The organism is Caulobacter sp. DWR3-1-2 (genome assembly GCF_049896225.1).
Lineage (GTDB): Bacteria > Pseudomonadota > Alphaproteobacteria > Caulobacterales > Caulobacteraceae > Caulobacter.
This window is the reverse complement of sequence record NZ_JAFCTW010000008.1, coordinates 59,157-70,543: the sequence shown is the minus strand read 5'-3', so window position 1 is coordinate 70,543 and position 11,387 is coordinate 59,157. Positions and strand designations below refer to the sequence as shown.

The following is an 11,387-nucleotide window of genomic DNA, read 5'->3' as shown; positions in this document are numbered from 1 at the left end:
AATGGCGTTTGAAGCAGCGGCTCACCACGCACATGAAAATCGCGTGCCAGTGCCACTGGCCGTCTGGGTGTGTGGCCTCGCAACGCTCGTGCCGTTCGTCGTCTGCTCGGCCCTGTTCTGCTACGGTCCGATCGACCAGCGTCAGGTCGCGTTGATCAGCTTGCTGGCCTATTCCACCGCCATGCTGTCCTACCTCGGCGGTATCCGCTGTGGTCTCGAGATCGAGCGTTCGAGTCCGCGCTGGATCACGTTGGGGCTGTCGCTGTTGTTTCCGCTTGCTGGTTTCGGCCTGCTACTGGGCGGGCTGAAATTCGAGCCGGCCTGGCAGATCTCGGGCTTCCTGCTCGTCTATATCCTGCAGTGGCTGTGGGACGTGACCAATCACGAGGGCCCCGCCTGGCGCCCTCGCCTGCGTACTCTGCTGACCTCGGGCGCCGCCATTTCGCTGGCCTTCGCGCTCGAACAGGCCCTCCACCTCTAACCAGGCGCAAACGGGATCGGCAGGGCGCGTCAGTCCGGCCTTAGCGACTTCCAGCCGACCGCATGCACCCGCCCCCGGCCCAGCGCCGCCGCCAGGGGGGGGGTCCCAAACAGCGGGGCGAAGGCGGCGTCCAGGATGTTCAGCCCGCCCGTGAAGGCTCCAAAGGCCGGCAGCACCAGCCGCGCGCCGTCGGTCACGAAACAGCGCCGCCGCACGCTGGCCCGGCCGCTGGTGACACGCGCCGCCGGGTGCAGGTGACCGGCCACCTCGCCAGGCTGATCGCCGTGGAGGGGCTCGTGGCGGAAGGTCAGGCCAGCGATCACCGCCTCATCGACCACCGCGCCGGGCAGGGTGCGCGGCCCGTCCTCATCGTGATTGCCTACGGCCCAAACCAGTTCGCGACCCAGGGCCAGGGCGGCGATCCGCGTCCGGTCCTCGGGCGGCAGCCGTTCCTCGCCCGCCCCATCGTGGAAACTGTCGCCCAGGAACACCAGGGTGGCGGGCGACAGCGCCGCGAGCTCCCGCTCCAGCCGGTCCAGCGTCTCGCGGGTGTCGTAGGGCGGCAGCATCTGGCCAAAGCGGGCGGCGTAGCTACTGCCCTTCTCAAAGTGCAGGTCGGCGACCACCAGGGTGCGATGGCCCTCCAGCCACAAAGCGCCGGAATGGCGCAGGGTGGCGCGCGTGCCGAAGATTTCGATCTTCAGACCGCCGCAATCACTGATGTTGAAGCTCAGGGTACTCACGCCAAACACTCGTTTCTGATGGAATCGCTCACGACATCGCCTCGGCGATCAGGTCTTCCTCGGCCTCCGCCAGGATCATTTCGCCGGCCGCGTCGCCGGGCGCCCGTTCGCGACCGATCTCCAGCATGATCGGCACGGCGAAGGGCGAAACGCGATCCAGCGCCGCGTGGCGGATCTTGCCCTGGATGCGTTCCAGCATGTCGCCTAGCCGCCCAACGTCAAGCGAGCCGGCCGCCGCGTCGGCGCGGGCGCAACGCAGGAGCAGGTGATCGGGCTGGTGGCGGCGCAGCACGTCATAGATCAGGTCGGTCGAGAAGGTCACCTGGCGGCCCGACTTTTCCTCGCCCGGGTGCCGCCGCTCGATCAGGCCGCTGATCAGGGCGCAGGCCTTGAAGGCGCGCTTCATCAGGAAGCTCTCGTTCAGCCAGGCCTCCAGGTCGTCGCCCAGCATGTCCTGGGCGAACAACTCGTCGAGATCGAGCTCTTCCATCGACTTCAGCGACCAGATGTTGACCGCGTAGTCGTTGGCCACGAAACCCAGCGGCCCCACCCCCATGCGGTCCAGCCGCCGGGTCAGCAGCATGGCCAAGGTGGTGTGGGCCAGGCGGCCCTCGAAGCTGTAGAATACCAGGTGGAAGCGCTTGCCGCGCGGAAAGGTCTCCAGCAGCAGCTCGTCCTCGCCGGGCATGATTGAGCGCAGCTTCTGGTAGCCTAGCCATTCCTGAACGTCGGCGGGCAGGGCGGCCCATTCGCGCTCGTCGTGCATCATCGCCCGCACCCGACTGGCCAGATAGGTCGATAGAGGGAACTTCGACCCACCCCAGGCAGGCATCATCGGATCCTTATCCGCAGCGGGGCTGACGAAGGCGTCGGTGCCGACCAGGCTGTTGAACCGCCAGACCTGGCCGGCAAACACGAAGGTGTCGCCCGGCTTCATCTGCTCGAAGAAGCCTTCCTCGGCCTCGCCGACCTTGCGCCCGCCCATGGAGCGCTTGCCACCGACGCGCACATTGACCACGGCGGCCGTGACGATGGTGCCGACATTCATCCGGTGGCGCTGGATGGTCTGGGCGTTGCGGGCACGCCAGAGGCCGTCGGGACCAGGCACGATGCGGCGGAACTTGTCGTAGCTCTTCAGGGCATAGCCGCCGGTCGAGACGAAATCGACAACGGTCTCGAAGTCCTCCCACTCCAGGTCGGCATACGGCCCGGCGGTGCGGATCTCGTCATAGAGGGCGGTCAGGGCGAACGGCTCGGAACAGGCGCAGCCCATGACGTGCTGGGCCAGCACGTCATGGGCGCCCGTGCGGGCCGGTTCACCGTCCAAGTGGCCGCCGAGGATTGCGTCGGCGGCGGCGCGGCATTCCAGCATCTCGAAGCGGCTGGCCGGCACCAGCAGGGCCCGCGACGGCTCGTCCAGCCGGTGGTTGGCGCGGCCGATGCGCTGGACCATCCGCGAGGCGCCCTTGGGCGCGGCCAGCTGGATCACCAGGTCGACGTCGCCCCAGTCTATGCCCATGTCCAGGGTGGAGGTGCAGACCACGGCCTGGATCTCGCCCCGCGCCATCGCCGCCTCGACCTTGCGCCGCTGCTCGGCCGCCAGGCTGCCGTGGTGCAGGGCGATGGCCAGGCCGTCGTCGTTGAGCTTCCAAAGCTCCTGGAACGCGAACTCCGCCTGGAAGCGCGTGTTGACGAAGACCAGGGCGGTCTTCGACGACTTGATGATTTGATAGACCTCGGCCATGGCGTGCTCGGCCGTGTGGCCGGCCCAGGGCACCTTGCCGCCGGAGATCAGCACCTCGACGATCGGCTGCGCGCCGCCCGCGCCGAGGACGAGATCGACCGTGTGGTCCATTAGGTCCTCCCCCTGTGGGGGAGGTGTCGACTGCAGATCGACGGAGGGGGGAGTGGGCTGCGTCGTCAGACTCCCCCCACCGACGCTTCGCGTCGCCTCCCCCACGGGGGGAGGCGTTTTGCGGTGGAAGCCCAGCCACCGTCTCACTAGGTCCGGATCATTCACCGTCGCAGACAAGCCTACGCGCCGCATCTTCGGCGCGAACCGTTGCAGCCGCGCCAGATCCAGCGCCAGCAGGTCGCCGCGCTTGTTGGGCCACATGGCGTGGGCCTCGTCGATGATCACGCACGAGAGGTCGGCGAAATAGTCGCGCGCGCCTTCCCAGGCGCAGAACAGCGCCAACTGCTCTGGCGTTGTCAGCAGAATGTCCGGTGGTTTCAGGCGCTGGCGAGCCTTGCGGGATTCGCCGGTGTCGCCGGTGCGGCTCTCGGCGGTGATCTTCAGGCCCATCTCGCGGATCGGCGTGGCCAGATTGCGCTCGATATCCACCGCCAGGGCCTTGAGCGGCGAGATGTAGAGGGTGTGGACCCCGGCCGGCGTATTGCGCGGCGCGCGCTCGGTCAGCTCGATCAAGCTGGGCAGGAAGCCCGCCAGCGTCTTGCCGCCACCGGTGGGGGCGACTAGCAGGACGTCACGCCCCTGCCGCCCCTTCTCGATCATGGCGAGCTGATGGGGTCGCGGCGCCCAACCACGCGCGGCGAACCACTCTAAAAAGCGGGGGGGAAGGGCGTCAGCCGCGAGCATTGTGATGCGTATAGCATGTTCCCGTTCCGTTTCCATGCGAACCGCGCTAGTTAAATCCCTGTGAGCGCGCAGATTCCCACCCTTGAACTGGCCCCCGCCCTGGTCGTTTTGCCCGGGCCGCGGGCGGGCTATGCCGATGGCGGCTCGGGCCGTCCAGGCGAAGACGGCGGCGGACGGCCTTTGCGCACGCCTGACGCGCGCGACCTGTTCGAGCATGGCCCCGTCCTGGTCGCTCACGCGGCTATGACCGCCAAACGGCTTAATCTGCACGCGCCGTCGCGGGGGCGAGGCGTGTTCGACGTGCTGGAGCTCTATGTCTTCACGCGGCCCGCTACCTTCTGCGCGCCGTCGGCCGTGGGACTGGCCACGGCCTTGGGTCTGCCCGAGCCCAAGGGGGCGCCGGCCCAGGCCCAGACCCTGCGTGACGCCGCCGACGCCCTGCTGCGCGAACTGGCCCTGACCCCGCGTCCTTCCCGCGAGGAGGCGCTTGCGGTCGCCGAGACCCTGGCCCGCGCGGGTTGGGCCTGGGGTCCGGCGGTGGTCGGCGCCCTGCGCTCGGTTCCGGTCGGCAACCAGTTTCGCAGTTCTGGCCTCGACGTCTGGGCGCGCGCCACCGAATGGGAAGACCAGGCCCCGCCCGGCGAACCCGGCAGCCGTCCGGTCGATCCCGAGCGGGCCAGCGAGCGGCTGAAGGAGCTGCTGCAGCGCTCGGGCCTGGACGAGGTGCGTGAGGCTCAGGACACCTTCGCCCGCGAAGCCGCTTTCGCCTTCGCGCCCCGCGAGCGCGAGGGTGAGCCGCGCATGATGCTGGCCGAGGCTGGAACCGGGGTTGGCAAAACGCTCGGCTACCTCGCCCCCGCCTCGCTGTGGGCGGAGGCCAACGGCCCGGCGGTGTGGATCAGCACCTATACCCGCGCCTTGCAGCGCCAGATCGAGCGCGAGAGCCACTCGATCTATCCCGACCCGCTGGTGCGGGCGCGCAAGGCCGTGGTCCGCAAGGGCCGCGAGAACTACATCTGCCTGTTGAACTTCCAGGAGCAGGTCAACACCGCCCAACTGGGCAATGGCGACCTGATCGGCCTGGCCCTGGCGGCGCGATGGGCGCGGGTCAGCCGTGACGGCGACATGACCGGCGGCGACTTCCCCGCCTGGCTGCCGACCCTGTTCGCCATCCCGCCCTCCGCCCAGGCCGGTCCGGCCAATCTGGTCGACCGGCGCGGCGAATGCATCCACGCCGGCTGCCAGCATTACCGCGTCTGCTTCATCGAAAAAGCCGTTCGGGCCTCCAAGCGCGCCGACATCGTCATCGCCAACCACGCCCTGGTGCTGAGCCAGGCGGCCTTCGATGGCGCGCGGGCGGCGCGTGGCCTGAAAGGCGACAACGAGACCACCTCGCTCAAGCGCATCGTCTTCGACGAAGGCCACCACCTGTTCGACGCCGCCGACAGCGCCTTCTCGGCCGCCCTGTCCGGCGCCGAGGCCGCGGAGATGCGGCGCTGGCTGCGAGGTCCCGAGGGACGCGGCCGGCGGGGGCGGGGGCTGGAGACCCGGCTGCTCGACATCATTGGTGACCGCGAGGGCGCGCGCGCCGCGCTGAACGCCGCCTTGCACGCCGCCGCTGTCCTGCCGGGTGAGGGGTGGTCTGGTCGCATCGCGCCGCCTGACGGCCAGGTCAATCCGATCGGCCCCATCGAGAGCTTCCTGGTCGCGGTGATCGAACAATTGCGCGCCCGCGTCACCGATCGTCCGGGTGCGGCAGAGCAGGGGCTGCAGTGCGCCGCTCGTCCGGCCATCGAGCTGGTGCGCGAGCGGGCCGGCGAGGCCGCGCAGGCCCTGGCCGCCGTCGAGGCTCCGCTGCTGGCCCTGGCCCGCCACCTCGAGGACGTGCTCGACGAGGAAGCAGACACCCTGCCCACCTCCGAGCGGGCGCGCATCGAGGGCGCCCTGCGCGGCCTGGACCGCCGGTGCCGCATGACCCTGCCGGCCTGGCGCTCGATCCTGAAAGCCATCGACGAGGACGCCGAGGACGATCCGGAGTTCGTGGATTGGTTCGAGGCGACGTTCCTTTACGGGCGGGTGGTCGACGCCGCGTGCCGTCGGCACTGGGTCGATCCGACCGAGCCGCTGCGGGCGGCGGTGCTCAGCCCTGCCCACGGTGTGCTGGTGACCAGCGCGACCCTGACGGATCCGGCGTTGGAGGACCCCTTCGCCCTGGCCGAGATGCGCACCGGCGCCGCGCGGCTGCCGCAGTCGCCCAAGGTGCTGAAGCTGGCTTCGCCCTTCGACTACGCCAACCACGCCCGGGCCTTGGTGGTCACCGACGTGGGCAAGGACGATCCTCGCCAGGTGTCGGCGGCGATGCGCGAGCTGTTCCTGGCGGCCGGCGGCGGGGGCCTGGGCCTGTTCACTGCCATCCGTCGGTTGAAGGCCGTGCACGAGCGTATCGCGGCCCCCTTGGCGGACGCCGGCCTGGCGCTGTACGCCCAGCACGTCGATCCTCTGGAAGCCGGGGCGTTGGTTGATATCTTCCGGGCCGAGGAGGACGCCTGCCTGCTGGGCACCGACGCTATCCGCGACGGCATCGACGTGCCGGGCCGCAGCCTGCGCCTGCTGGTCTTCGACCGCGTGCCCTGGCCGCGTCCCGACGTGCTGCACAAGGCCCGACGCGCGCGGTTCGGCGGCAAGGGCTATGACGACTCCACCGCCCGCGCCCGTATCAGTCAGGCCTTTGGTCGCCTGATCCGGCGGGCGGACGACAAGGGGGTGTTCGTGATGCTGGACGCCGCCGCGCCCACCCGGCTGTTTTCCAGCCTGCCCGAGGGCGTGACAATCGAACGCGTCGGTCTCGTCGAGGCTATTGAAGCCACCGCCGCATTTTTGTCGAAAGATCAGTCTTAGTCCGTGTTGCGCATAAGTGCGCGGGCGTCGAAGGGTGAGCGGTCGGGCGTGCGTTGGGGGAATTGCGTTGGCGTTGGGTAGGATTTTGGCGGCCGTCGCGGCCGTGATCTGCGTTGGAACGGCCTCAAGTGTCCAGGCGGCGGATTTCGTGCGCGCCGATTGTCGCATGATGGTCAAGCCGACCGACGCCATCCGTTTCGATACCGACGAGCACCGGCGCTGGTACAAGCGGTTCTGGACCGGAACCTGCGATCACCTGCCGTTCTGTTTCGGCGGTTCGCCCAACTGGAACGACATCGTCGGCAAGTTATTGGTCAAGGGCGGTCCGACCGAACAGCCCGCATTGCTGCCAAGGGCCTGTCGCTTGGGTCAACTGATCGGGCTGGAATGGGCCAAGGACAAGGGTGTGCAGAAGATCAGCACCAAGGATCTCAAGACCTTCAACGCCATGCTCGATGAGGCCGGGGATCCGTTGAAGGGCGTCGAGGCCGTCGAGGCCAAGGCTCGGGTCCTGACCGCCGCACGGTAGCGATCCGTCCTCACCCGTGAAACGGGGAGGCGTCCGCCGCGCCCCCAACCCCGTACCTCCTGCGAAAGGAGACACGGCATGCATTTACGAAACCTCGTGGCGATCCTCACCGCGGCGATCGCCCTGGCCACCTCCGCCCACGCCGCCGCCCTGTCGCCCAAGGCCCAGGCGGCCTTGGCGCGCGGCGAGGCCTATGCCGAGGTCACCCCCGATCCAGACGGGGTCTCGGGCAAGGTCTCGGCGGTGATCGACATCGAGGCCTCGCCGGCCAAGGTCTGGAGCGTGATGACCGACTGCGTCACAGCCGGCAAGATGGTCACCAACCTCGCCCGCTGCACCATCGTCTCGGGCGACATCAAGCGGGGGTCCGACGTGCGTGAACACGTCACCCACCGGAGTCTGTTCCTGCCGGCCATGCGCATTGTCTTCCGCTCGGTCTATGAGCCCTTCACCCGCATCCGCTTCGAGCGGGTGGGCGGTGATCTAAAGGTGGAGCAAGGCGAGTGGCGGCTGCTGGCCTTGCGGGGTGGCGCGGCCACCCGGGTGTTCTATGAAAACCGCCTAGCTGTGGATTTGCCCATCCCTCGGGCCCTGCTGCGCGAAGGCCTGCGCAAGGACACGCCCAAGGTGCTGCTCAATCTGCGGAAGGCTTGTCTGGCGGCGGCATAGGTTGGGGACATGGCTATGAGCATGTCCCCATCGGCTGTCAGCCATGGAACGGGCCACGCCCACAGCCGTTGTTAAGGTCCATTTCGAGGACATCATCATGGCTGACCAAATCGTGCCGCAGGACGGCTCGCAACCCGGCGTGTTGGGTGACTTTTCGCAAGCCCAGGACCTCGGCCAGCCCGGCCACCCCGAGGACCGGGTCTCCGAGACCGACGTCAAGGAAGCCTTCCAGAACGAAAATACCCCGACCACCCGCGCGGTCGAGCCCCCGCCCGAGGGCGAGAAGCACGACCAATTGGCCGAGCATCTGGAGATCGCCGAAGATCGCCAGGAAGCCCTGATCGACGAGAGCCTGGAAGAAAGCTTCCCGGCGTCCGATCCGCCCAGCGCCAAGCACATCACCTGATCCCCACCCCAAACGCCGCCCGGTCTTAAGACCGGGCGGCGTTTTTCTTTGAGCGGTGCTCGCGCCGAGAATCTCGAGCATTTTTCGAGCGAAGTGGTTCCGGTTCGCGTGAAGAAAAATGCGTCAAAACAGAAGATTAGAGCTCACGGCCTGACGCAGTCAGGTCGGGAAATGCTCTAGTGGTCGGCGGGCGGGGTCTGCGGCGCGTCGCCCTGACGGCGAGCCCTTATCTTCGACATGGCGGTCTTCAGCTCGTCCACGGTGACCTTGCCGTCGCTGTCGGCGTCAACCAAGGCGAAGCGCTCTTCCTTACGGCCTGCGGCGACCCATTCGGCCTTGTCGACGACGCCATCAGCGTTCTTATCCCAGGCCTTATGGATCTTCTCGGGGGACGGCATCTGGGCCAGGGCGGACCCGGCGGCGAGGGTGGTCAGCGTGGCGAAGGCGGCGGCGATCAGTTTGCGGCGCATGGGTGTTTCCTTCTGGGCAGGTCCCTTGGGACCATTTGCGCGGGATGTTGCGGCCATATTTCGGCACGGCGCGATTGAGACTGATCCGGCGGCTGAGGACAGATCGGCCTGGACGATCTAGTCGTTGATCAGCCCGACCTTATACCAACCGTTGTCGCCGAGCCGTTTCAGCACTGCCGTGTAGGTTTCGTACTCCACCGCGTCCGTGGCGCGAATTCTCACCGGCTGCTGGCTTTTGTCGGAAGCGGTAGAGGCAGCGGCGACGTCGCTCGCCAAGGTCTCCAGGCTCGACGGCCGACCATCGACGCGGATTTCGTCCTTCGCGTCGATGAAGATATCGACCGGCTTGGGCGCGGGCGGCGACTTCGGTGTGGCGGCCGGCGGCAAGTCGATCTTGATCGACACCATCCGATCCAGCTTCGCGAAGAACAGTCCCCAAACCACTAGCGCCAGGGCGACGGCGCAGAGGGCCAGGCCAAGGACGCGTTTCCAGCTCACAGCCTAATGCTTCCCGCGATCCCGCCCGAAGTTCGGTTCGGCGCTTTCCTGGCCCGCCGCGACGATTCCTCGCCGGATGGCGCGGGTGCGGGTGAAGTGGTCGTGCAGGGTGTCGGCGTCTCCCCAGCGGATGGCGCGGCTCATGGCCTGAAGATCCTCGGTGAAGCGGCCCAGCATCTCCAGCACCGCGTCCTTGTTGGCCACGAAGATGTCGCGCCACATGGTCGGGTCGCTGGCGGCGATGCGGGTGAAGTCGCGGAAGCCGCCGGCGGAATATTTCATCACCTCGCTCTCGGTGACGTTCTCCAGGTCGGCCGCGCTGCCGACGATGGTGTAGGCGATCAGGTGGGGCAGGTGGCTGGTGACGGCCAGCACCAGGTCGTGGTGCTTCTCGTCCATCAGCTCCACATTGGCCCCGATGGCGCGCCAGAAGCTCGACAGCCGGGCCACGGCCAGGGCGTAGGCCTCGTCGTCGGTGATCTTCGGCGTCAGGATCGTCCAGCGGTTCTCGAACAGCTCGGCGAAGCCGGCGTCGGGGCCCGAGTGCTCGGTGCCGGCGATCGGATGGCCCGGAATGACGTGAACGCCCACCGGAGCGGCGGCGTACATGGCCTCGGCGGGTCCGGCCTTGACCGAGCCGACATCGGTCAGGGTGGCGCCGGGCTTCATGACGGCGGCGGCCAAGGCGGCGACCTCGGCGGTGGCCAGGACGGGGGTGGCGATCACTACCAGGTCGGCGCCCGCCACGCCCTCGGCCACGTCGCCGGTGACCAGGTCGGCCAGGCCCAGGGCCTCGACGCGCGCCCGATGCGCGGGGCTGGCGTCGACCACGACCACCTCGCCGACGAGCTTCTGCTCGCGCGCCGCGCGGACAATCGACCCGCCGATCAGGCCAAAGCCGATGACGGTCATCTTGGGATAGAGGACGCCGGGCGGGATCATTCGGACGCTCCGCTCATCGCCTGATGAACTCGGCCAGTAGGTCCACCACGGCCCGGTTGTGCTCCTCCAACCCAATGGAAATCCGAATCGCGTTGGGCAGGCCGTAATTGGCCACCGCCCGCACCAGATAACCCTTCGCCGCCATGAACGCCTCGGCCTCGCGCGCAGTCTTGCCGGCCACGTCCGGAAAGTTGACCAGCACGAAGTTGGCCGCCGAGGGCGTGACCTCGAGCCCCAACCCGCCGATCTGCTGGGTCAGCCACGGCCGCCATTGCTCAACCAGGGCGACCGAGCGCTTCTGGAAGTCCTCGTCGGCCAGGGCGGCGATGGCCGCGTCCTGGGCCGGGATCGAGGTGTTGAAGGGCGGACGGATGCGCTCGATCGGGTCTATGATCCCGGCCGGCCCATAGGCCCAGCCCACCCGCAGGGCGGCCAGGCCGTGCAGCTTGGAGAAAGTGCGGGTGACGATGACGTTCTCGCTGTCGCGGGCCAGGTTCAACCCGTCCTCGAAGCGGGGATCGGTGCAGAACTCGGCATAGGCGCCGTCCAAAACGAGCACCACCGACGGCGGCAGGGCGGCGTGCAGGGCGCGGATCTGCTCGCCCGTCAGCCAGGTTCCGGTAGGGTTGGCGGGGTTGGCGATGAACACCAGCCGGGTGCGCTCATCGACGCAGGCCACGATCTCGTCGATGTCGATCCGCTGGTTCGGCTCCTTGGCGAAGCGAACCTCAGCCTGGCAGGCGCGGGCCCCGATGGCGTAGGCTGCAAAGCCGTGCTCGCCCTGGACGATGTTGTCGCCGGGCTCGAGATAGACCTGGTTCAGTAGGGCGAAGATCTCGTCGCTGCCATCGCCGAAGGTCAGGCGCTCGGGCTCCAGGCGGAAGTGCGCGGCGACGGCGGCGCGCAGGGCGTTGGCCTTGCCGTCGGGATAGATGTGCAGGCGATCGACGGCGTCACGATAGGCCGTCTTGGCCAGGTCGCTGCAGCCCAGGATGTTCTCGTTGCTCGACAGCTTCACCGGATGGGCGATGCCCTCCACCTTCGACTTGCCGCCCACATAGGCGGCGATGTCGAGCAGGCCCGGCTTGGGCGTGGGGCGGGGCGCGGTGAAGCGGTCGGTGGTCGGAGCGGTCATTCGGAAACTCGGTCGGC

11 protein-coding genes are annotated in these 11,387 nt (G+C 68.1%); 5 read left to right on the top strand and 6 right to left on the bottom strand.

The annotated features are described in order from the left end of the window. Position 1: 1 nt before the first annotated feature. Positions 2-481 carry a DUF3429 domain-containing protein gene (locus ACP696_RS12920; protein WP_426043867.1) on the top strand — a complete coding sequence of 160 codons (480 nt, stop codon included), beginning with the start codon at positions 2-4 and terminating at the stop codon, positions 479-481. Positions 482-510: 29 nt separating this feature from the next. On the opposite strand, the gene pdeM is transcribed toward ACP696_RS12920, so the two are convergent. Then, on the bottom strand, positions 511-1,224 hold the full coding sequence (pdeM, locus tag ACP696_RS12915) for a ligase-associated DNA damage response endonuclease PdeM (RefSeq protein ID WP_426013609.1): 714 nt from the start codon (positions 1,222-1,224) through the stop codon (positions 511-513). 28 nt (positions 1,225-1,252) lie between these two features. Further along, positions 1,253-3,823 carry a ligase-associated DNA damage response DEXH box helicase gene (locus tag ACP696_RS12910; protein WP_426013608.1) on the bottom strand — a complete coding sequence of 857 codons (2,571 nt, stop codon included), beginning with the start codon at positions 3,821-3,823 and terminating at the stop codon, positions 1,253-1,255. A gap of 60 nt (positions 3,824-3,883) precedes the next feature. On the opposite strand from ACP696_RS12910, the gene ACP696_RS12905 reads away from it, so the two are divergent. The 4 genes from ACP696_RS12905 to ACP696_RS12890 all read left to right on the top strand — a co-directional run bounded on the left by ACP696_RS12905 (position 3,884) and on the right by ACP696_RS12890 (position 8,325). Continuing rightward, a complete protein-coding gene (locus ACP696_RS12905; protein WP_426043866.1) occupies positions 3,884-6,721 on the top strand; it encodes an ATP-dependent DNA helicase in 2,838 nt (945 codons plus the stop codon). Positions 6,722-6,887: 166 nt separating this feature from the next. Then, a complete protein-coding gene (locus ACP696_RS12900; RefSeq protein ID WP_426013604.1) occupies positions 6,888-7,250 on the top strand; it encodes a hypothetical protein in 363 nt (120 codons plus the stop codon). Between the two features lie 78 nt (positions 7,251-7,328). Then, on the top strand, positions 7,329-7,919 hold the full coding sequence (locus ACP696_RS12895) for an SRPBCC family protein (protein WP_426043865.1): 591 nt from the start codon (positions 7,329-7,331) through the stop codon (positions 7,917-7,919). A 97-nt stretch (positions 7,920-8,016) separates the two neighbouring features. Further along, on the top strand, positions 8,017-8,325 hold the full coding sequence (locus tag ACP696_RS12890) for a hypothetical protein (RefSeq protein WP_426013600.1): 309 nt from the start codon (positions 8,017-8,019) through the stop codon (positions 8,323-8,325). A gap of 176 nt (positions 8,326-8,501) precedes the next feature. On the opposite strand, the gene ACP696_RS12885 is transcribed toward ACP696_RS12890, so the two are convergent. The 4 genes from ACP696_RS12885 to hisC all read right to left on the bottom strand — a co-directional run bounded on the left by ACP696_RS12885 (position 8,502) and on the right by hisC (position 11,370). Then, positions 8,502-8,795 carry an EF-hand domain-containing protein gene (locus tag ACP696_RS12885; RefSeq protein ID WP_426013598.1) on the bottom strand — a complete coding sequence of 98 codons (294 nt, stop codon included), beginning with the start codon at positions 8,793-8,795 and terminating at the stop codon, positions 8,502-8,504. A gap of 117 nt (positions 8,796-8,912) precedes the next feature. Further along, positions 8,913-9,293: an ExbD/TolR family protein gene (locus ACP696_RS12880; RefSeq protein ID WP_426013596.1), complete on the bottom strand. Its 381-nt coding sequence runs from the start codon at positions 9,291-9,293 to the stop codon at positions 8,913-8,915. 3 nt (positions 9,294-9,296) lie between these two features. Then, positions 9,297-10,235 (bottom strand): prephenate/arogenate dehydrogenase family protein, encoded by a 939-nt coding sequence (locus ACP696_RS12875; RefSeq protein ID WP_426013595.1) that lies wholly within the window; start codon positions 10,233-10,235, stop codon positions 9,297-9,299. A 13-nt stretch (positions 10,236-10,248) separates the two neighbouring features. After that, positions 10,249-11,370, bottom strand: coding sequence for a histidinol-phosphate transaminase (hisC, locus tag ACP696_RS12870; protein ID WP_426013594.1), 1,122 nt, complete (start codon positions 11,368-11,370; stop codon positions 10,249-10,251). Between the last annotated feature and the right edge of the window lie 17 nt (positions 11,371-11,387).